We start from the raw sequence: 20,737 nt of genomic DNA, 5'->3' as shown, positions 1-20,737 counted from the left end.
GGATGCGACGAGCGCCCTTCGACGACTGGGGCCGAGAAGAACTAGGCCGAGGCCAGTGCGGGAATGACCTCGCGCTCGAACAGCTCCCATCCGGAGGTGTCGTACGCGAGTTCCGGGAAGTAGTGGATGCTGTACCCCAGCCCGTGCGCTGCTCGCGTCTGCAGGCGCTCCACGATCTGCTCCGGTGTGCCGTAGCCGTCCGAGGCGAGGTACTCCTGCTCGATGTGGTCGGCGCGGGCGTCGCCGACGTGCGGCCGCAGGCGTGCGATCACGGCATCCAACCGGTCGCGGGCCTCGGCCGCGGTGGGCGCGACGATCGTGTTGAAGTTCGAGGACTGGGTGATCTCCTGCGGATCGCGCCCCAGACGCTCGCAGTGCGTGTGAAGCACCGAGACCTTGTGGTCGAACTCATCGAGCGAGCCGGTGAAGTTGGTGTAGTCGGCGGCTGCCGCCGCGATGCGCAGCGTCACCTTCTCGCCGCCACCCGCGACCCAGATCGGAATGCCGCCGTCCTGCAGCGGGAGCGGGCGAACGATGGCGCCGTCCACGTCGTAGTGGCGTCCGTGCAGCGTCGCGGTGCCGGTGGTCCACGCCTGGCGCATGATGTCGACGCCTTCGCCCAGCATGCGCAAGCGGTCGGGGACCTCCGGGAATCCGTATCCGTACGCACGCCACTCGTGTTCGTACCACCCGCCGCCGATGCCCATCTCGATGCGACCGCCTGAGACGTGGTCGACCGTGGCGGCGACCTTCGCGAGGTACGCAGGGTTGCGGTATCCCATGCACGTGCACATCTGTCCCAGGCGGATGCGCGACGTCGACGCGCCGAACGCCGACATCAGCGTCCAGGCCTCGTGCGTCGCCTCTTCGCTCGGCACGGGCGTTGTGTGGAAGTGGTCGTAGACCCACAGGGATTCCCATGGGCCGGCATCAGCCTGCTGGGCGAGACGCCGCATGGTCGGCCATTCGTCGGCCGAGTCGATGCCGACGAGATCGAATCGCCAGCCTTGGGGGAGAAAGGTTCCGAAGCGCATATCGCCACGCTATCGCCGGTGCTCGAAGCCGTGGGGCGCAGATCGGATGCTCGACTTCGTTCGCGCATACCGCACGGGACCCTGGCTCGTTTGTTGCGACACGCGGCATCAGGTAAGCTAGGTCGGGTGTGCGCTCTGTGCGCGCTTGAACCGTGCCCGTCCGTGGCGTCAGCCGCGGCGGATCGGAACCGGCTCAATCCGAAACCACACTGTTTATGGGAACCCTGCTGATGCGGGTCACCCCCACGGCATACCCACCACATGTCAAGAGGTCGTCCTCGGGCGGCATCGTGAAGTCGGCCGCTCGTCTGCGGCTTCCGGTGGGTCGTGATGTGAAAACACCATCAACGCTGTCACCGTGCAGCACATAGAGGAGAAACAGTGCCAACCATTCAGCAGTTGGTCCGAAAGGGCCGTACGCCGAAGGTCTCCAAGACCAAGGCGCCGGCGCTCAAGGCCAACCCGCAGCAGCGCGGCGTTTGCACCCGCGTCTACACCACCACGCCCAAGAAGCCGAACTCGGCGCTCCGCAAGGTCGCCCGAGTGAAGCTCTCCAACGGCACCGAGGTCACCGCTTACATCCCCGGTGAGGGCCACAACCTGCAGGAGCACTCGATGGTGCTCGTCCGCGGCGGTCGTGTGAAGGACCTCCCGGGTGTTCGCTACAAGATCATCCGTGGTGCGCTCGACACCCAGGCCGTGAAGAACCGCAAGCAGGCTCGTAGCCGCTACGGCGCGAAGATGGAGAAGAAGTAATGCCTCGCAAGGGTCCCGCTCCGAAGCGCCCCGTCGTCGCCGACCCGGTTTACGGCGCACCCGTCGTCAGCCAGCTGGTGAACAAGATCCTGAAGGACGGCAAGAAGTCCCTCGCCGAGAGCATCGTCTACGACGCGCTCGAGGGCGTTGCCGCGAAGAACGGTCAGGATGCCGTCGCCACCCTCAAGAAGGCGCTCGACAACGTGCGCCCCACCATCGAGGTCAAGAGCCGCCGCGTCGGTGGTTCGACCTACCAGGTTCCGGTCGAGGTCAAGCCGCACCGTGCGAACACTCTCGCGCTGCGCTGGCTCACGAGCTACGCGAAGGCCCGTCGTGAGCGCACGATGACCGAGCGTCTCATGAACGAGATCCTGGATGCCTCGAACGGCCTCGGCGCCGCTGTGAAGCGTCGCGAGGACACGCACAAGATGGCTGAGTCGAACCGTGCGTTCGCTCACTACCGCTGGTAACCATCGGTTCACCTGACGGAACAAATACAGCCGGATTTCCGTTGTAAATGTCGACGCGTGGGGCGGCAGGAGCACTGATCCCCGCCCCCCGCGCCGGCATATGACGGCCGGCCGTTTCCCATCAACTTTCCTCCGGAGGATTCCCCGTGGCACAAGACGTGCTCACCGACCTGAAGAAGGTCCGCAACATCGGCATCATGGCGCACATCGATGCCGGTAAGACCACCACGACCGAGCGCATCCTGTTCTACACGGGCGTCAACCACAAGATCGGCGAGACGCACGACGGTGCCTCGACCACTGACTGGATGGAGCAGGAGAAGGAGCGCGGCATCACCATCACGTCCGCCGCGGTCACCTGTTTCTGGGACAAGAACCAGATCAACATCATCGACACCCCCGGTCACGTGGACTTCACCGTCGAGGTTGAGCGAAGCTTGCGCATCCTCGACGGCGCCGTCGCCGTGTTCGACGGCAAGGAGGGCGTCGAGCCCCAGTCCGAGACCGTGTGGCGTCAGGCCGACAAGTACAACGTCCCGCGCATCTGCTTCGTCAACAAGATGGACAAGCTCGGCGCCGACTTCTACTTCACGGTCGACACGATCATCAACCGCCTCGGCGCCAAGCCGCTGGTGCTGCAGCTCCCGATCGGTAGCGAGAACGACTTCGTCGGTGTCGTCGACCTGATCGAGATGCGCGCGCTGGTGTGGCCGGGCGACGCCAAGGGTGATGTCACCATGGGCGCCCACTACGAGATCGAGGAGATCCCGGCCGACCTCAAGCAGAAGGCCGAGGAGTACCGGGCCGCACTGCTCGAGACCGTCGCCGAGACGGACGACGAGCTGCTGGAGAAGTTCTTCGGCGGCGAGGAGATCACCGTTCCGGAGATCAAGGCCGCGATCCGCAAGCTCACGGTCAACAACGAGATCTACCCGGTTCTCTGCGGTTCCGCGTTCAAGAACCGCGGCGTTCAGCCGATGCTCGACGCGGTCGTGGACTTCCTGCCGAGTCCGCTCGACGTTCCCGCCGTTCAGGGCCACGACGTCCGCGACCCGGAGAAGGTCCTGGAGCGTCACGCGGATGCCACTGAGCCGTTCTCCGCGCTGGTCTCGAAGATCGCCGTGCACCCCTTCTTCGGTCGCCTGACCTACATCCGCGTCTACTCGGGTCACCTCGACTCCGGTGCGCAGGTCATCAACTCGACCAAGCAGAAGAAGGAGCGCATCGGGAAGATCTTCCAGATGCACGCCAACAAGGAGATCCCGGTGCCCTCGGTCACCGCTGGTCACATCTACGCGGTGATCGGTCTCAAGGACACCACCACGGGTGACACGCTGTGCGACCCGCACGACCAGATCGTGCTCGAGTCCATGACGTTCCCGGAGCCGGTGCTGAAGGTCGCGATCGAGCCGAAGACGAAGCAGGACCAGGAGAAGCTGGGCACCGCCATCCAGAAGCTCGCCGAAGAGGACCCGACGTTCCGCGTCGAGCTCGACCAGGAGACCGGCCAGACCGTCATCGGCGGTATGGGCGAGCTCCACCTGGACATCCTCGTCGACCGCATGAAGCGCGAGTTCAAGGTCGAGGCCAACGTCGGCAAGCCGCAGGTCGCCTACCGCGAGACCATCCGCAAGACGGTCGAGAAGCACGACTACACCCACAAGAAGCAGACCGGTGGATCCGGTCAGTTCGCGAAGGTGCAGATCGCGCTGGCTCCGCTCGAGGTCACCGCAGAGACGACGTACGAGTTCGAGAACAAGGTCACAGGTGGCCGCGTTCCGCGCGAGTACATCCCTTCGGTCGACGCTGGCATCCAGGATGCGATGCAGGTCGGCGTGCTCGCCGGCTATCCGACCGTCGGCGTCAAGGCGACGCTGCTCGATGGTGCCTACCACGAGGTGGACTCCTCCGAGATGGCGTTCAAGATCGCCGGTTCGATGGCGTACAAGGAGGCAGCTCGCAAGGCCAACCCGGTGCTGCTCGAGCCGCTGATGGCCGTCGAGGTGCGCACGCCCGAGGAGTACATGGGCGACGTCATCGGCGACCTCAACTCCCGCCGTGGCCAGATCCAGGCCATGGAAGATGCGCAGGGCGTCAAGGTGATCCGTGCTCACGTCCCGCTGTCGGAGATGTTCGGCTACATCGGCGACCTTCGTTCGAAGACGTCCGGTCGCGCCGTGTACTCCATGTCGTTCGAAAGCTACGCGGAGGTCCCGAGGGCTGTGTCCGACGAGATCATCCAGAAGGCCAAGGGCGAGTAAATGCCGGGCTGCGGGATGTCCGCCTCGGTAGACGTCCCGCTCCGGCTTGACCCGCCGGAACGTACCGTAATATAGAGAAGATCCCCGTAGAATGTCCGGTCGGTCGACGCCGCCCGCAGCTTCTACACGAGAGTCCTGAGGAGGACCCACAGTGGCTAAGGCCAAGTTCGAGCGGACCAAGCCGCACGTCAACATCGGAACGATCGGTCACGTCGACCACGGCAAGACGACGCTCACCGCGGCGATCTCCAAGGTGCTCGCTGACAAGTACCCGTCGAACGTGAACGTCCCCCGTGACTTCGCTTCGATCGACTCCGCTCCCGAGGAGCGCCAGCGCGGTATCACGATCAACATCTCGCACGTCGAGTACGAGACCCCGAAGCGCCACTACGCGCACGTCGACGCCCCGGGTCACGCGGACTACATCAAGAACATGATCACCGGTGCCGCTCAGATGGACGGCGCGATCCTCGTGGTCGCGGCGACCGACGGCCCGATGGCTCAGACGCGTGAGCACGTGCTGCTCGCCAAGCAGGTCGGCGTTCCCTACCTGCTGGTCGCGCTGAACAAGTCCGACATGGTCGACGACGAGGAGATCCTGGAGCTCGTCGAGCTCGAGGTTCGCGACCTCCTGTCGAGCCAGGACTTCGACGGCGACAACGCACCGGTCATCCGCGTCTCGGGCCTCAAGGCTCTCGAGGGCGACGAGGCGTGGACGCAGTCCATCCTCGACCTCATGGACGCCGTCGACGAGTCCATCCCGGACCCGGTGCGCGACAAGGACAAGCCGTTCCTGATGCCGATCGAGGACGTCTTCACGATCACCGGTCGTGGAACCGTCGTCACGGGCCGCGCCGAGCGTGGCACGCTGAAGATCAACTCCGAGGTCGAGATCGTCGGCATCCGCCCGACGCAGAAGACCACGGTCACGGGTATCGAGATGTTCCACAAGCAGCTCGACGAGGCCTGGGCCGGTGAGAACTGTGGTCTGCTTCTCCGCGGCACCAAGCGCGAGGACGTGGAGCGCGGTCAGGTCGTCGTCAAGCCGGGTTCGGTCACGCCGCACACCCAGTTCGAGGGCACCGCGTACATCCTGTCCAAGGACGAGGGTGGACGTCACAACCCGTTCTTCTCGAACTACCGTCCGCAGTTCTACTTCCGCACCACCGACGTCACCGGCGTCATCACGCTGCCCGAGGGCACCGAGATGGTCATGCCCGGCGACACCACCGACATGACGGTCGAGCTGATCCAGCCCATCGCCATGGAGGAGGGCCTCGGCTTCGCCATCCGTGAGGGTGGACGCACCGTTGGCGCCGGCACGGTGACCAAGATCATCAAGTAGTCCTTTCTACTTCGATCTCGAAAGGGGTCGGGCCTTCGGGTCCGGCCCCTTTTTCGTACTCTCTCGCCGGCCGCGGCTACCGGTTCCGGATGCCGCAGTCAGCGGATCATGAGGAATCGTCTGCTTGAATACCCGCATGTCCGAGACGACCCCCCAGCCCGAGCGCGCGAAAAAGCGCGCGCGGCGCCGCATCATCTGGATGGTCGTTGCAGGCATCGTCGTGATCGTGCTCGGGTGTGCGGTGTGGACTGCGGTACGTGCGTGGAACGCGAAGGGTCAACTCGAGGCGTCCCTTCCGCTCATCGACAAGGTTCAGTCCCAGCTCTCCGCCGGCGATGCCTCCGGTGCGAAGGCCACGTCGGCGGCGTTGGCGCAGCACCTTCACGCCGCGCGTGACGACACGAGCGATCCCGTCTGGCGAGCCGCCGAACTCATTCCCATGCTGGGCGGCAACCTGAGCGCCGTGCGCCAGGTCGCCGGTGCCGCGTCCGATGTCACTGATCGGGCCATCGTGCCGTTGGCCGGCCTCGCCGGGACCCTCGATCCTTCGTCGTTCAGGCCCGTCGACGGCAGGGTTCCGATCCAGAAGCTCTCCGCGGTCGCTCCAGCCATGACGCGCGCGGATGCCGCGTTGCAGTCCAACATCGCCATCGTGGGCGGCATCGACACCTCATCGACCATCGGGCCCGTCACCCGGGCGGTGCAGACCCTGAACACGGCTCTCCAGAAGGCGGCCGGGGTGGTCGATCCCGCTGCACGGGCAACGCGTCTGCTTCCAGAGATGCTCGGCGCGGACGGGCCGCGGGACTACCTGCTGGTGATGCAGAACAACGCAGAGGCTAGGGCGACGGGCGGCATCGTCGGTGCCGTCGCTCAACTGCATGCGAGCGATGGGGCGGTCACGCTCGTTCGTCAGGCGTCGGCGACCGACTTCCCCGCGCCGAGCGAACCGGTGAAGGAGCTCCCCTCCGGAACCAAGGCTCTCTACGGCGACATCACCGGCGAATACCTCCAAGACGTCACGCTGACGCCGAACTTCCCGCTCTCCGCCTCGCTCGTCAGCGCCATGTGGGAAAAGCGATACGGGACCACCGTGGACGGGGTCTTCTCGATCGACCCCGTCGCATTGAGCGACGTTCTCGCTGCCACTGGTCCGGTGGTCGTCGGTGGTGGAGAGCAGCTCACCAGCGAGAACGTCGTGCAGGTCCTGTTGAGCGAGACATATGCACAGATCGACGATCCGCAGCAGCAGGACGCCTTCTTCAACGCGGCCGCGGCAGCGGTGTTCACGAAGGTGGCGTCTGGCCAGTTCGACCCCTCAACGATGATCTCGGCATTGGCGAAGGCGGGCGATGAGCGCAGGATCCTGCTCTGGAGCGCTGATGCTCGGCAGCAGTCGCTGATCGCGCAGACGACGCTGGCCGGCACCCTCGACTCGGGCACCGACGCCGGTCGCAGGTTCGGCGTGTACCTCAACGACGCGACAGGCGCCAAGATGGACTACTACCTGCGAACGGCCGTGCAGCTCGGGCAGGCGACGTGCCGTTCGGACGGCCGACCCGACTACGTCGTGCGCGTCACCCTGACGAGCTCGGCACCCGCCGATGCCGGCACGTCGCTTCCGTGGTACGTGACGGGCGGCGGACTGTCGGGCGTCACCCCCGGTGACATTCACACCACCGTCGCCGTGTACGCCCCAAAGGGCAGTGTGGTCGCCGGGGCATCGACCGGCGGCGCCGATGTCCCGGTGCAACGGATCACGGACGACGGCCACCCTGTGGCACATCTGCAGATCAACCTGAATCCGGGGCAGAGCTCGACCTACGAGTTCCACTTCATCGGCGCCCCCGGCGGCCAGGATGCCGGCGCGCGCGCGGGCGCCCAGCCGAGCGCGGTGGTGACGCCTGGCGTCTGGCCGTCGACCGTGAGCGCGGCGGAGCTGAGCTGCTCGCAGATCGGCAAGTAGACCGGCTCGAGGCGCGTCGCCGAGTCGTCGTCTGCGCCTGTGCGGCCGGGCGGCGGGGCATTCTCGAGGGGTGTTCGGTGCGATGTCGTGCCCCCCTAACTCGGTACATGGTTACCCCCTAACTCGGGACATGAGCAAGTTTCACTAACAGGTAAGCTCGCGAAATGAGGGCTACTCATTAACTGAGTTCCACTCCTCACAACCGAAGAGGCGATCCGAACGCCGTTGCACCGCGAGGTGCAACTCCTTGTCCCAAGTCACCGAATCCCGAAAAGCACTGACCCGAAGCCTCGGCGGTGCGCAGCCCCGAACTGCGTACCGCCGACAGGTCGCGCCTTCTGGGGTTCCTCAGTACCCGAGTGTGTCGCATGACCGAATTCCGAGACCCGCGGACAGCCGCCATCGGTCCTTCGTCATTCGGCGCGCTATCAGCCAGAGCACGCGCAGGCGCAGCGTCGGACGAGCAGCGGTGGAGCAGGCGATACCGCGTGCGCCTCGTCACGAGCGACACGGTCATCGTGGTCGCGACGGTCGGTGTTGCGTACGTGGCGCGCTTCGGGTTCACGCACGACGACCTCGGCGGTATCGGCAAGTTCTACTGGGTGATCGCCCTTGCCGTGGTGGGCGCCTGGTCGCTGCTGCTGGCGCTCTTCCACACCCGCGATCCACGCATCATCGGCGTCGGAGCCGCAGAGTATCGCCGGGTGGCGAATGCGAGCGTGATCACGTTCGGCGCTCTCGCCATCCTGTTCCTGGTCGCCAAGGTCGACATCGCGCGGGGATTCTTCGTCCTCACGCTGCCGATCGGCCTCGTCGGTCTGACGTTCAGCAGATGGCTCTGGCGCCAATGGCTGAACCGGCAGCGGGCGGTCGGTCGCTACCTCTCGCGCGCCATCGTCGGCGGGTCGCCGGCCGATGTCGCGTATGTCATCGACCAGATCCGGCGAAACTCCGGCGCTGCCTATCACATCGTCGGCGTCGCGACAGATGAGCCCGTTGCCGGCGACGCCCTGGACGTGAGCGTGGTCGCGAACCTCGACAACATCGCGACGGCCGCCGCCAACCTGCAGGTCGACACGGTCATCCTCGCCAGCCAGCCGAGCGACGGTGGAGACTTCGTCCGCGATCTCAGCTGGCGTCTCGAGGGGACAGCAACCGATCTGGTGCTGGCCGCGCGGCTCACGGACGTGGCCGGCCCACGCATCCACTTCCGCCAGATCGACGGGCTTCCGCTCATCCACGTGGAGATCCCGCAATTCGAGGGTGCGAAGCACGCGATGAAGCGGGCGCTGGACGTGGCGCTCTCCGGGCTCGGGCTCCTGCTCCTTTCGCCTGTGCTCATCGTGCTCGCGGTGCTGGTGCGTCTGGACAGCCCAGGCGATGCGATCTTCAGGCAGGAGCGGGTAGGGCGGAACAACCGCCGATTCACCATGTACAAGTTCCGCAGCATGGTGAGGTCGGCCGAGCAGGATCAGCAGGCCCTGACCTCAGGCAACGAAGGCGCCGGGCTGCTGTTCAAGCTGAAGAACGATCCGCGGGTCACCAGGCTCGGCCGGGTGCTGCGCAAGTACTCGTTGGACGAGCTGCCGCAGCTGTGGAACGTCTTCGTCGGAGACATGAGTCTCGTCGGACCGCGGCCGCCGCTGCCGTGCGAGGTCGACGCCTACGAGGGCGCCGTGCATCGCCGGCTCTTCATCAAGCCGGGACTCACGGGAATGTGGCAGATCGGCGGACGCAGCGATCTGACGTGGGACGAGAGCGTCCGGCTGGACCTCTACTACGTGGAGAACTGGTCGCTCACGGGTGACCTCATCATCCTGTGGCGGACGGCCAAGGTTCTCGTCCATCCGGCGGGCGCGTACTGACATGGCTCAGGCTGCCGCGGCACCGGCTCCGAGGCGCTGGATTGCCCTGCTGACGCCATTTCGGGGGGATGAGCATCTCTCATCTCCACACTAGAATTGCCATACCCGATGCAGCGCGAAAGTTGGCCCGATCATGAAACGTCGTCTTGTGGCATGCCTTTGCGGCCTCGGCATCGTTGCCGCCGCAGCACTGGCGGTCCCGCTCTCCGCCTCAGCCGATGGCTATGTGCCGTCGAATCCCTGTGCGACCTCCACGCCGGAGCCGAGCACGGGATCCACGCCGGGGTCGACTCCTGAATCCACTCCGGGGAGCACTCCGGCGTCCTGCAACACTCCGGCGACGCTGTCCGGCTCGGTCGTGACGGGCAAGTGCGTCGCCAACGCGCCGTGGATCTTCTACGACATCGTGGTGGACAACCCAGATCACGTGACCCTGAGCGGTCACGACGTCATCATTTCGATGAATGACGGCAAGGGCAACACCTGGTCGGAGACACTCGGCACCATCTCGACCGCAACCGAAGGGCCGGGCGCGACGGAGAATTCGTTGACGCTGAGCGGCAAGACGTTGTGGCCTGGCGCGTCGGTGGCAGCCGACGGTGTCACACCGACTGGATGGCCGGGCTGGACCCAGAACGCCGCAGGTGACTGGGTGGAGACCTCGGGCAACTTCGCCTGGACCCGCACCATCACCAGCGCCACGATCACGGTCAACCCTGAGCTGTCGGTCGCGGTGAGCTACCCGCCGGCGACGCCGAGCTGCAACGCAGGTCCGCCGTCTGACGGGACCTCAGCGGACGCGAACTGGCTGGCCGACACGGGATCGAACGTCATGTTCGGAGTCGTCGCAGGCGGCGCCATCCTGATCCTCGGTGGGTCGGCACTCGCCTTCGCACTGATCCGCCGCCGCCGCGCAACGCACGAGTCGTAGCAGCCTCGGCCGAGGGGTCCGTCGGTGCCGGCTCGAGCAGAAAGACGCGCACGAGGATTCCATCCTTCGAGTGCGGTTCTGCAGGTGTCGGCGGACCCGAGCCACGCTGTTCGCCGGCACGGTGTTCACCACCCCGGTACTCGTGCGGACCGCCCGGAGCGGGGGCCCGCGGCCGATCCGGCCCGCGTTGCGCCGCTGAGCCGCCGAGAACGCGACGGGAGCGCAGCGATCGCATCCCGGCACCGGACGTAACCGTCCGGCAGGATGGGCGCATGGACTCGAACGTCGCGGTGGTCCATCGGACGGGGGTCGGCACCCTGCTCCGTGCGGCCGCATTCGCCGCCGCGTTCGCCGTCACCTATGTGGTGCTCGTCGTGCTCCCCATCGGGCAGCAGGCCGACGCCACTTCGTTCGCCGACTTCGGCCTCGCGAACCAGACGATCGGTTCGGCCGCGGGGCTGTACCGGCTGATCGTACCGATCCTGCTGGCGCTGGTGGCGCTCGTCTACGGCATCATCGCCCTCGTCCGGCGTCGGGTCGCCGATGTCGCACGAGCGGTGCTCCTCGTCCTGGTGTCCGTGGGCCTGTGCGAGGGCCTCAAGCTGCTACTGCCGCGGCCGAACGTGGGCGACTTCGGCTATTCGGCGAACACGTTCCCCAGTGGGCATGTCGCATTCGCGATGTCGACGGCGCTCGCCATCACCATGGTCTTGCCTCGTCACGCCAACCGGGCCATCGTGGCGGTCGTGATGCTCGCAACCGTCGGCGTCGCGTGGTGCTCCGTCGCGTCGTTCGCGCACCGGCCGAGCGATGTCGTCGGAGCAGCACTCGTCGTCGGCGCGGTGGGATGCCTCGTCCTGTGGCGATCCTCGACCGTTTACGACAGGATGCCGGCGCTCGCCCCGATCCTGCTCTGCTGCGCAGGTGGATCGGTGGCCCTGGTGGTTCTCGCCACGATCATCCCGGTCGGCGCGATCACGCTGTTCTGGCCTGGACCCGGCTCGCCGCTCGGCTTCCTCGGATGGTCCGCGCTCTGCACGGTCGCCGTCGTCTCCGTTGCTGCGCTGACACCACGACGGGATGCGCTGCCCTCTCCCGGAAGCAGCACGGACGGGGGCCGGTGAAGGGACGAGCGCCCGTGAAAGGACTTGGCCCTTCCACGGACGGCTGGCCGTCTCACGTGCCGAGGTAGGCGTCCGCCTGAAGAGTGAACAGCTCCGCGTACAGCCCACCCAACGCCATCAGGTCGTTGTGCGTGCCGTGCTCGACGACCTTGCCGGCATCGAGCACGTAGATGCGGTCGGCGGAGCGCACGGTCGAGAACCGATGCGAGATGAAGAGAGCCGAACGGCCCTCGAGAGTCGAGCGAAGGGAGGAGAACAGGTCGTGTTCCGCGCGGGGATCCAGTCCAGAAGACGGTTCGTCGAGGATCACCAGTGGTGCCTTGCGGTAGTACGCACGCGCAATGGCCACCCGCTGCCACTGGCCGCCTGAGAGCTCGTGGCCACCGTCGAACAGCCTGGACAGGGGGGTTGCATAGCCGTCGGGGAGCGAGGAGAGGAACCCGTCGGCGTCCAGCATGCGTGCGGCCTCCCTCACCTCCGAGATGTCCGGGGGGTCGTCCGGCCTGCCGACGCTGATGTTCTCCTCCGCCGACAGCGCGTAGCGGACGAAGTCCTGGAAGATGACGGCGGTCTGCCTCCGCAGGTCGACAGGATCGAACTCGGAGGTCTCCACCCCGTCCCAGCGCACGCTTCCCGATACCGGCGGATACAGGCCGGCGACGATCTTCGCGAGAGTCGTCTTGCCCGATCCGTTCTCTCCGACGAGGGCGATGACCTCCCCAGCGCCGATGTGCAAGTCGACACCGTCGAGCGCGGGTTCCTGGCGTCCTGGATACGTGAACCGCACGTTCTCGAGGTCGATCGTGGTGAAGGCTCGTGGAGCGAGTCGGGACTCCGATCCCGTGCTCTCGCGAGTCTCGACGGCGATGAACTGGTGCACGTCGTCGATGAACAGCCCTGACTCGAAAATCGTCTGCACGCCTCCGGCGATGGACTGCACCTGGGTGGCGAGCAGACGGATCGCGATCAGTGCCGCCCCAGCGCCGGCGATGTCGATGGCGCCCGTGGTGATGAGCCACATCAGCGCGAGAAGCGTGAGCGCCAGCACCAGCGCCGCGCCGAGGTTTCCGACGAGGTTCAGCAACGCCCTGCGCCGCACGTGTACCGCAAGATCCTTGCGGTACTGGTTGTAGAGCGCGTTGAAGCGATCCTTGAAATGGCGCTGCAGTCCGAACGCGCGGATCTCCTTGGCCTCGTCGCGACCGGTGAGCAGAATCGAGATGTAGGTGCGCAGCCGGATGCGCTGGGTCTGCGCGACGTTGAACCGGTACTCCAGCCTGCTCTCCTGCCGTGAGGTGAAGAGCACCGGCACGCCGCCCAGGAGCAGCAGCGGAAGCAGCAGGGGGTTCAGCGCGACGATCGTGATGCCGAGGCCGATGCTCGCCGCGATCGCACCGATCACACCGAGCACCCCGTTCGTGACCTGGAACGGCCGGCTGAGGGCGTTCATGCGCATGCGGTCGAGACGGTCGTAGAACTCCGTCGACTCGAATCGCCGAAGGCCGACTCCCGTCGCGACGTCGAGGATCCGCTGCCACATCGACTGTCCGACGCTTTCGCCGACGTACCGGCTCAGCGACCCTTGAAGCGACCCGGCGATCGCCGTGATCGCCGTGAGGATGGCGAGGAGCAGAATCGGCGGCACGAGGGGTCCGATGCCCTGCTTCCCGCTCGTTGCGGACAGGATCGCCGTCAGGGTCAGCTGCACGGCGACGACCTGGCCGGCCAAGGCCGCAGCAGAGACGAGCTGCAGCGAGACCAGACCGACGAATGGCATCCGCGCCGACGACCAGACAAGGCCGATGCTGTACCGAATGAGCGAGGTGAGCCGGCCGAACGACTTGCGCTCCGCCGCCTTCGCCTCCGTCGGCCCGCTCATGGTCGTACCGCCTCTCGGATCCACATCACGATCGCTCCCCGGCCGAGTGCTCGACAATCCTGAAGTAAGCTCGGCGCGCTGCGGCATCCGGCACGTCGTGGTGAAGCGTTCGATCTTGGGGCCCGAGACGGCGCACACGGCGCTCGAGGGTGCGGATCTCCATGGCGGCTCGCGCGGTCGCGGCCATGGAACCGATGCCTGTCGGACGCATGCCGGCGATCGGGATGCTTCCGGAATGGCCCTCGCGCGGAAGGCTGGGGAATGTCGCACGACGCTCCATCGCCATGACCGCGCGGCTCCAGGGACCACTCGGCGTGGTTACCCGACGCAGTTCGGGGTTGCCGCGCTCGCCGGTGATGGATCGGACCCGGTTCACCACGGCCGCGATCGGCTGATCGATGCGTGCGCGACGGGCTCGCTCGACGAATTCTCCCGCATCGAATCCGGGGGAGAGCGATGCGTAGTGGAGGTCTCCTGCCCACATCAGCTTCGACGCACCCGCCTGGGCTGAGTGGAACCCGAGATGCAGTGCCGTGTCGACCTCGTCGAAGGTCGGCACCTCGCGCCCGTTGCCGAGCGTGACGGTGCGGGATCGCGAGAACATCTCTGCCATGTCGATGCGGAAACTCCTGCGGAGGCCGCGCGGCACAGCCATGTGCCAGTGCAGGTCGATCGGCGTGCCGTACGGTCCGACCAACGCGATCTCTGCACGCATGGTGCGCGCGAGCTCCGGCCAGTTGCGGTCGACCAGCGTGCATCCGTCGTCGAGGAGCACGCCAAGCGCGCGCTCGAAGTCGCCGGCGCCGACGAAGAGATCGAGGTCGTGATACTCGCGCATGTCCGGGTGGGGCCAGATCACGTCGGCCGCGACGGGCCCCTTCGCGACGAGCCACTCGATCCCAGCTTCGGACAGCGATGCACCGAGCGCGGCGAGTTCGGCGTGCGTGCGCATGTGGCGGAACAGCTGCTGATGCCGTTCGGCGCTGAAGGCCTGCTCCCAGTCGGGTGTCGTGGCACCGGCACGGAGCCGCCGAGACACCGCGGGAGCAATACGGTGGTCGCTCGCCGCAGTGAGGGTGTCTGCGAGAGACACGTCGAGCAGGTCGGACGGCAGCGGGCCATCGATGTCCAGGGTGCTTTCGATGAGGAGCCGCGCCAGGGGCCGCTCCGTGATGACCGGGAGTGCGATCACGGTCACGGGGCCGCCGCCGTCAGGTCGAGTCGGCGAGGAACTCGCTCGACATCGAGATCGGCAACGATGTCGTCCGCGATGTCGGCGGGGAACGGAGGACCCCACGGAACATGCGCGATGCTCAGCGGTGTGTCCGCGACGAGGCGCGAGGAGAGCGCGAACTGCCTGGTGCGCACATCGGGCTCGACCCAGCCGAGCAAGCGGGGAAAGCGGAGCAGCGCGAAGAGCGCGTCCGGTGCGGAAATACGGTCGACGCGCGTGATCGAGTTCTCGCGCTCCGGGACAGGGACGTAGATCGCTGCAAGGGGAACCCGATCGTCGGCATCGTCGATCGGGCGGAGAATCTGACGGTCGTCCGCGCTCGAGCGACGCCCGGGTGCGGCCCCCTGGTCGAACCTCGCCGCCAGCGTATCGGCGCCCTTGCGCAGGCGGAGCTCTGATGACCCGAGACGCGTCTCGGGTACTCCGTCGGAGAAGTCGATACGCAACAGGTCGTCGGTGATGATCCGTGCCCCGGCGGCGCACATCAGGGTGGCCATCGTCGACTTGCCGCGACCTGAGCCACCGACGAAAGCGATCGCACGATCACCGACCTGGACGGCGCTGGCATGCAGGACGAGCGATCCGCGCATGTACAGCTGCCAGGCCAACAGCGCACCGGACGCGAGGACATCCTCGATCCCGAGGTCGGCTCCCCTGTGCCGGATCACCGTCACGGTGCGAAGGTCCGCCGAGATCCGGAACTCGCACGCCTCGTCGAAGACGAGAGCGTAGGTGCCATCCGGACACCGCTCGCAGAAGTAGCGCGCTTCCCCGTTCGCATACCGCAGGAGCACATCATCACTCGCGGGCTCCCGAGGGTTGATCTCATGCTCCGCATGCCGAATGACGATGTCCGCTTCTCCTCCGACGCACGGTGCGGCGGAGCGCGGATGGAAGAGCGGCCGATCGCTGTCAACGATCAGCCCGTAGACGAAGGTTCGTGAGGTCGTCATGCCCGCACCGCCGGTCGCAACATCGCATACTCCCGTTCGGCCATCGGGTCGATGGCGAATCCGTCGATTTCCACCCACGCGTGGGCAACGACTTCGCCGGATGCCTTGGAGACGCCCACGCGCAGCTTCGGCGAGCGATCACGCAGAATGTCGGCCATGACGAGCGCACGGCGCAGGCAGGTGCCGTTGAACTGCTTCTGGCGGAGTACGGCGAGGGCGAGACCGAGATCGCGGCTCTCATCTTCGTTGAGAGGCAACAGGGTCGCCACCTCCTGCGGTGGATCGAACGAGAGCTCCGCGCCGAACCGCTGCGCCGTTCTGTCGAGCGTTTCGCGACGAAGCGATCGCTCGATTCGGCCCGCAATGAGCACCGTCCTCATCACCCGGAACCAGGCACGAGGTCCGAGCCGGAGCATGCGCCGCAGCCGTTCGATGCTGACGGCCTTGATTGCGATCATGCGGCCTCTCCCTCGATCGGCAGACCCTGTGAGTGAAGCCACGCAGCGTGAAGCAGCGGAACGGATGCACCTGCTGGGTGGTCTGACAACCACTCGCTGCGCAAAGCCTCGACGTCGACCAGATCTGTGGGAACACCGCCGCCATCCCAGCTCCGAGCAAATTCCCGTTCGGGAGTGCCCCAGCGAACCGCCCCGAAGTGGGCCTTGCTCGATCGGGACAGCAGAGCCTCAGGCAAGAGGTCCGCGAAGAGATGGCGCATCAAGTCCGTGCGTCCGGCATAGCCCCACCGCCCGCCTTCGCGGGCAAGCGCAAACATGAACCCTGGCGCCAAAAGCGGATGGGCGACCTGCACGTCGTATTCATCGGCAAGCAGTTGCAGGTTATGGGCAAGCGCCTTCGGGATCCGAGCGGAAGTCATTCGCTGGGTCTCGCGTCCCCAGTGCAATGGGGCTCGCTCCTCGACGGCAATATCGTCGGTCAGGAGCCGACGGGCTTCCTCTGTGATCCACGGCAACAGCCGAGCGGCATCCTTCGCCTCACGTCTTGCGCGGCCGCGGGCCGTCGAGCCGGCCGACCAGGCCCAGCGCAGCAGCGCCCTCGACGGCCGACGGCGGTAGTGGAGCAGGAGCGAATAGGGCGTGACTCGGCGAGTGCCCAGGACTTCATCGCCGCCTTCACCGGTGAGGAGCACTCCGCCAGACGCGACCGGAAAGATGTGATTCTTCAGGTGCAGCGCTGCCGGGTAGAGAAGCCCGTGCCGTCGGAGGCTCGCCTGCGCGTCGGCATCCAGGTAGGTGGAGCGCTCGGCCAGCTCGATGATGACGGGGTTGTCGATACCGAGGTGATCGAGGACCAGGGTCTGCCATTCGGTCTCATCGGAATCGAAGTCGCCTGGATATCGAAGGATGACGGGTTGCGGCGGTGTGAGGTCTCTCGCCCGAGCCATATGGACGGCAACAGCGAGCACGGCGGAAGAGTCACGCCCCCCGGAGAAGCTGACGAATGATGGTCGGACTGCGATGGCGCGGGCGATCTCATCCTCGAGAGCTTGCCTCGCCGTAAAGTCGCTTCGGGCCACGCGCTCGGTCAGCGGCGTTCGTCCTCGAACGCCGATCGCTAGCTCTGTCTTGCTTGGGCGCGTGGCTGTCTCGGTCATGGTCGCAAAAGAAGCCCCGGGCGAAATTCTCATCTCGCCCGGGGTGAAGCTCGGACTCAGGAGACCCTGGGGTCGGTGCCGATGCTGAACAAACCGTAGTTGTCGTCGTGTCCAGTGAAACCCTGAGCGAGAGTGACGTCGGCGACCGAGCCGATCGCCTTGATCGAAGGTGCTTCGTATGCCATTGCTGCCTCCCGGTAGCGTGAAGTGAGACTTTCTCATGAGAAATTTATCAGTCGCAGAGTCTGCGGCCATGGCCCAATACGGGGGACGGGCGACCACTGCCCTGCCGCATCCGGCGGCCCCCGAAAGCGGGCCCGCCGCACTCGCCGACAGGCATGTCGCCCGAAACCCGATCGATGTAGCGTCGAGATAGCGACTCGCCCGAGGGAGACTCATGTCCACCGATACCACTGCGGCCGCACCGCACTGTCGCTTGTGCGACGCGGTGCTCGCCCGTACCTTCGTCGACCTCGGCATGTCGCCGCCGTGCGAAGACTTCCTCACCGCCGACCGTCTCGACACGGTCGAGAGGTTCTATCCGCTGAATGTGCGAATCTGCTCGCAGTGCCTCCTGGTGCAGTTGCCCGCGTACGTCGATCCCGAGGACGTCTTCGTCGAGTACGCCTATTTCTCCAGCTTCTCCGACTCCTGGGTCGAGCACGCCAAGCGGTATGCCGAGACGATGACGGGCAAGCTGGGGCTCGGCCCTGAGAGCCTCGTGGTCGAGGCTGCGAGCAACGACGGCTATCTCCTGCAGCATTTCGTCGCCGCGGGCATTCCGGTGGCCGGCATCGAACCTGCGGAGAACATCGCCATCGCCGCGCGTGAAAAGGGGGTGCCGACGGAGACGTTCTTCCTCGGAGAGGAATCCGGTGCCGAGTTCGCCGCACGTCACGGACGCGCAGACCTGGTTGCCGCCAACAACGTCTACGCGCATGTTCCCGACCTGGTCGGGTTCACCAGGGGCCTTCGGGAACTGGTGGCCGATGACGGATGGGTCACCATCGAGGTGCAGTACCTGCGCAGATTGATCGAGCGCAACCAGTACGACACGATCTACCACGAGCACTTCCAGTACTACACGGTGCTCACCATCGCTCGGGCGCTTCGTTCCGGCGGCCTCGAGCTCGTCGACGTCGAGGAGCTGCCGACGCACGGCGGCTCGATTCGCGCCTACGCGCGTCCGGCCGCCGTCGCCGGCGAGCCGAGCGCCGAGGTCGTTCGGCTTCTCGCGGAGGAAGCGGCACTCGGCCTGGACACGGTCGACGGACACATGGGATTCGCCGCCGACGTCGCCCGCATCCGCAACGACGTGCTGGACTTCCTGATCACCGCCTCACGAGAAGGCAAGACCGTCGCCGGATACGGCGCACCGGGCAAGGGCAACACTCTGCTCAACCACTGCGGAGTCCGATCCGACCTGCTGCCGTACACGGTCGACCGAAATCCGTACAAGCACGGGCGCTTCCTGCCAGGGACGCACATTCCGGTGCACAGTCCGGAGAAGCTCGCGGAGACGAAGCCGGACTACGTGTTCGTGCTGCCGTGGAATCTGCGGGCGGAGATCACGGAGCAGCTGGCGTACGTGCGGGACTGGGGGGCCAAGCTCGTCTTCCCCATTCCTTCGCTCGAGGTCGTGTGACCGGCGAGCGCCGTCGAGCATCCCGACCGACGACCGATCTACCGAAGGAGTAGGCCCATGCGCGTTCTGGTGACAGGCAATGAGGGATACCTCGGGACCGTCATGACGCAGACACTCACCGCTGCAGGCCACGAGGTGACCGGCCTGGATACCGGCTTCTTCGCGGCGTGCGTTCTAGGGGATGCTCCGGTCGACCCGCCGACGATCCATGCCGACATCCGCGACGTCACGGCCGACCAGTTGGCCGGCTTCGACGCCGTCGTGCACCTGGCGGCGTTGTCGAACGACCCGCTCGGCAATCTCGCGCCCGAACTCACCTACGACATCAACCATCACGCCAGCGTCTCGCTGGCTCGCGCGGCCAAGGACGCGGGGGTGGGCCGATTTCTGTACGCGTCGACGTGCAGCGTCTACGGCACATCGGGTGGGGACGCCCTCGTCGGAGAGGATGCGTCGCTCAACCCCGTGACTCCGTACGCGGAGAGCAAGGTGCGCGTCGAGGCCGACCTGCACGAGCTCGCCGACGACGGATTCGACCCCGTGTATCTGCGCAACGCGACGGCATTCGGATTCTCCCCTCGCCTCCGGGGCGACATCGTGCTGAACGATCTCGTGGCCTCGGCCTTCTTCACCGGGAAGGTGCGGGTGCTCTCCGACGGCACGCCGTGGCGACCGCTCGTGCACGCGCAGGACATCGCCTCTGCATTCCTCGCCTGCCTGACCGCGCCCAGCGAGAACGTGCACGACGCCGCATTCAACGTGGGAAGCGAAGCGGCGAACCTTCGGGTGAGCGACATTGCGGAGATCGTCGCGGAGGTGGCCGGCGGGGCCGAGGTGGAGATCACGGGCGAGAACGGCAACGATCCCCGCTCGTACCGGGTCGACTTCGCCAAGATCCAGAGCCTCGTGCCGCAGTTCACGGCGCAGTGGACGGTCAGGCGGGGCGCCGAGGAACTGCTGGCGAAGTATCGGGAGTTCGATCTCGACGAAGAGACGTACCGGTCGACGTTCAAGAGACTCACCTGGCTGGCGGGTCTCCAGAGCAGCGGAAAGCTGGACGAGAACATGCGGTGGGTGTCGTCGAGCGTCGGTGTCGAGGGCAGCGCGTGAGGGTCATCCGCACCGACATCGCGGGTCTCGTCGTCTTCGAACCGACACCGCACGTGGACGAACGCGGTTTCTTCACGCGAACACTCGACGTCACCGTTCTCGCGGAGGCGGGGATCGATCCGGCGAGCTTCAAACAGGACAACCAGTCGCGCTCGTACAGGGGCGTCGTGCGCGGTCTGCACGGGCGCATCGGGTCGGGTGAAGGAAAGCTGGTGCGATGCGCGCACGGCGCCGTGTTCGATGTCGTTGTCGATACCCGCGTCGGATCCCCGACCTTCGGCGAGGTGCGTACCTTCCGTCTCGACGACCTCGACCATCGCCAGATCTTCATTCCCCGCGGCTTCCTGCACGGGCACCAGGCGCTCACGGAGTCGGCAGACATCTGTTATCGGATGGACGCCTTCTACGGACCGGACGAAGACACGACCGTGCGGTTCGACGACCCCGACCTCGCCGTGCCCTGGCCCGACCCGGTGGCCATCGTGAGCGAGAGAGACCGCGCCGGACAGACCTGGGTGGAGTATCGCGAGTTCCTCGGGGTGGGGTGAG

General features: G+C 66.2%; 18 protein-coding genes. 11 read left to right on the top strand and 7 right to left on the bottom strand.

Translation table 11 applies throughout. The features are described from left to right. Positions 1–41: 41 nt before the first annotated feature. Positions 42–1,034, bottom strand: coding sequence for an LLM class F420-dependent oxidoreductase (locus HII28_RS08425; RefSeq protein WP_170024990.1), 993 nt, complete (start codon positions 1,032–1,034; stop codon positions 42–44). Between the two features lie 381 nt (positions 1,035–1,415). Here HII28_RS08425 and rpsL point away from each other — a divergent pair, with 381 nt between their 5' ends. The 8 genes from rpsL to HII28_RS08385 all read left to right on the top strand — a co-directional run bounded on the left by rpsL (position 1,416) and on the right by HII28_RS08385 (position 11,752). Further along, on the top strand, positions 1,416–1,790 hold the full coding sequence (gene rpsL / locus HII28_RS08420) for a 30S ribosomal protein S12 (protein WP_170024989.1): 375 nt from the start codon (positions 1,416–1,418) through the stop codon (positions 1,788–1,790). Then, positions 1,790–2,260 carry a 30S ribosomal protein S7 gene (gene rpsG / locus HII28_RS08415; protein ID WP_022900966.1) on the top strand — a complete coding sequence of 157 codons (471 nt, stop codon included), beginning with the start codon at positions 1,790–1,792 and terminating at the stop codon, positions 2,258–2,260. The genes rpsL and rpsG overlap by 1 nt, the downstream gene beginning before the upstream one ends. Before the next feature lie 146 nt (positions 2,261–2,406). Further along, entirely contained in the window at positions 2,407–4,521 is a 2,115-nt protein-coding gene (gene fusA / locus HII28_RS08410) for an elongation factor G (protein ID WP_170024988.1), read from the top strand. 151 nt (positions 4,522–4,672) lie between these two features. Then, complete coding sequence (gene tuf, locus HII28_RS08405) at positions 4,673–5,866, top strand: elongation factor Tu (RefSeq protein ID WP_170024987.1); 1,194 nt, start codon at positions 4,673–4,675, stop codon at positions 5,864–5,866. A gap of 136 nt (positions 5,867–6,002) precedes the next feature. Further along, positions 6,003–7,832, top strand: a complete 1,830-nt coding sequence (locus HII28_RS08400; RefSeq protein WP_170024986.1) for a DUF4012 domain-containing protein — start codon at positions 6,003–6,005, stop codon at positions 7,830–7,832. A 368-nt stretch (positions 7,833–8,200) separates the two neighbouring features. After that, entirely contained in the window at positions 8,201–9,697 is a 1,497-nt protein-coding gene (locus HII28_RS08395; protein WP_170024985.1) for a sugar transferase, read from the top strand. 133 nt (positions 9,698–9,830) lie between these two features. Then, positions 9,831–10,628, top strand: coding sequence for a hypothetical protein (locus HII28_RS08390; protein ID WP_170024984.1), 798 nt, complete (start codon positions 9,831–9,833; stop codon positions 10,626–10,628). A 272-nt stretch (positions 10,629–10,900) separates the two neighbouring features. Further along, positions 10,901–11,752, top strand: coding sequence for a phosphatase PAP2 family protein (locus HII28_RS08385; protein WP_170024983.1), 852 nt, complete (start codon positions 10,901–10,903; stop codon positions 11,750–11,752). A 52-nt stretch (positions 11,753–11,804) separates the two neighbouring features. On the opposite strand, the gene HII28_RS08380 is transcribed toward HII28_RS08385, so the two are convergent. From HII28_RS08380 to HII28_RS08355, 6 genes are read right to left on the bottom strand one after another with little or no spacing between them, the layout of a single operon-like run. After that, a complete protein-coding gene (locus tag HII28_RS08380) occupies positions 11,805–13,631 on the bottom strand; it encodes an ABC transporter ATP-binding protein (RefSeq protein WP_170024982.1) in 1,827 nt (608 codons plus the stop codon). A 25-nt stretch (positions 13,632–13,656) separates the two neighbouring features. Next, positions 13,657–14,829 (bottom strand): nucleotidyltransferase family protein, encoded by a 1,173-nt coding sequence (locus tag HII28_RS08375; protein WP_170024981.1) that lies wholly within the window; start codon positions 14,827–14,829, stop codon positions 13,657–13,659. Beyond that, complete coding sequence (locus tag HII28_RS08370; RefSeq protein WP_170024980.1) at positions 14,826–15,818, bottom strand: hypothetical protein; 993 nt, start codon at positions 15,816–15,818, stop codon at positions 14,826–14,828. Before HII28_RS08370 ends, HII28_RS08375 begins: the two co-directional genes overlap by 4 nt. Further along, positions 15,815–16,276, bottom strand: coding sequence for a lasso peptide biosynthesis B2 protein (locus tag HII28_RS08365; protein ID WP_170024979.1), 462 nt, complete (start codon positions 16,274–16,276; stop codon positions 15,815–15,817). The genes HII28_RS08370 and HII28_RS08365 overlap by 4 nt, the downstream gene beginning before the upstream one ends. Then, positions 16,273–17,433 (bottom strand): asparagine synthase-related protein, encoded by a 1,161-nt coding sequence (locus HII28_RS08360; RefSeq protein WP_170024978.1) that lies wholly within the window; start codon positions 17,431–17,433, stop codon positions 16,273–16,275. Before HII28_RS08360 ends, HII28_RS08365 begins: the two co-directional genes overlap by 4 nt. A gap of 56 nt (positions 17,434–17,489) precedes the next feature. Further along, on the bottom strand, positions 17,490–17,618 hold the full coding sequence (locus HII28_RS08355) for a lasso RiPP family leader peptide-containing protein (protein WP_170024977.1): 129 nt from the start codon (positions 17,616–17,618) through the stop codon (positions 17,490–17,492). Between the two features lie 212 nt (positions 17,619–17,830). Between HII28_RS08355 and HII28_RS08350 the strand changes: the two genes are divergently transcribed. Genes HII28_RS08350 through rfbC form a run of 3 tightly spaced genes read left to right on the top strand, consistent with a single transcriptional unit; the run spans position 17,831 to position 20,736 of the window. After that, a complete protein-coding gene (locus HII28_RS08350) occupies positions 17,831–19,078 on the top strand; it encodes a class I SAM-dependent methyltransferase (protein WP_170024976.1) in 1,248 nt (415 codons plus the stop codon). A gap of 57 nt (positions 19,079–19,135) precedes the next feature. Then, complete coding sequence (locus tag HII28_RS08345) at positions 19,136–20,188, top strand: SDR family oxidoreductase (RefSeq protein WP_170024975.1); 1,053 nt, start codon at positions 19,136–19,138, stop codon at positions 20,186–20,188. Beyond that, positions 20,185–20,736, top strand: a complete 552-nt coding sequence (rfbC, locus tag HII28_RS08340; protein WP_170024974.1) for a dTDP-4-dehydrorhamnose 3,5-epimerase — start codon at positions 20,185–20,187, stop codon at positions 20,734–20,736. The genes HII28_RS08345 and rfbC overlap by 4 nt, the downstream gene beginning before the upstream one ends. The last annotated feature ends 1 nt before the right edge of the window (position 20,737 follow it).

The organism is Planctomonas sp. JC2975, assembly GCF_012985205.1.
Classification (GTDB): domain Bacteria; phylum Actinomycetota; class Actinomycetes; order Actinomycetales; family Microbacteriaceae; genus Humibacter.
The sequence above is the reverse complement of the archived record's forward strand: the minus strand, read 5'-3'. Positions and strand labels throughout refer to the sequence as shown.

Coding starts and splice junctions, on each gene's coding strand:
- HII28_RS08425 (WP_170024990.1), bottom strand. CDS start 1,034: ATGCGCTTCGGAACCTTTCTCCCCCAAGGCTGGCGATTCGATCTCGTC.
- rpsG (WP_022900966.1), top strand. CDS start 1,790: ATGCCTCGCAAGGGTCCCGCTCCGAAGCGCCCCGTCGTCGCCGACCCG.
- HII28_RS08400 (WP_170024986.1), top strand. CDS start 6,003: ATGTCCGAGACGACCCCCCAGCCCGAGCGCGCGAAAAAGCGCGCGCGG.
- HII28_RS08395 (WP_170024985.1), top strand. CDS start 8,201: ATGACCGAATTCCGAGACCCGCGGACAGCCGCCATCGGTCCTTCGTCA.
- HII28_RS08390 (WP_170024984.1), top strand. CDS start 9,831: ATGAAACGTCGTCTTGTGGCATGCCTTTGCGGCCTCGGCATCGTTGCC.
- HII28_RS08385 (WP_170024983.1), top strand. CDS start 10,901: ATGGACTCGAACGTCGCGGTGGTCCATCGGACGGGGGTCGGCACCCTG.
- HII28_RS08380 (WP_170024982.1), bottom strand. CDS start 13,631: ATGAGCGGGCCGACGGAGGCGAAGGCGGCGGAGCGCAAGTCGTTCGGC.
- HII28_RS08370 (WP_170024980.1), bottom strand. CDS start 15,818: ATGACGACCTCACGAACCTTCGTCTACGGGCTGATCGTTGACAGCGAT.
- HII28_RS08365 (WP_170024979.1), bottom strand. CDS start 16,276: ATGATCGCAATCAAGGCCGTCAGCATCGAACGGCTGCGGCGCATGCTC.
- HII28_RS08360 (WP_170024978.1), bottom strand. CDS start 17,433: ATGACCGAGACAGCCACGCGCCCAAGCAAGACAGAGCTAGCGATCGGC.
- HII28_RS08355 (WP_170024977.1), bottom strand. CDS start 17,618: ATGGCATACGAAGCACCTTCGATCAAGGCGATCGGCTCGGTCGCCGAC.
- HII28_RS08350 (WP_170024976.1), top strand. CDS start 17,831: ATGTCCACCGATACCACTGCGGCCGCACCGCACTGTCGCTTGTGCGAC.
- HII28_RS08345 (WP_170024975.1), top strand. CDS start 19,136: ATGCGCGTTCTGGTGACAGGCAATGAGGGATACCTCGGGACCGTCATG.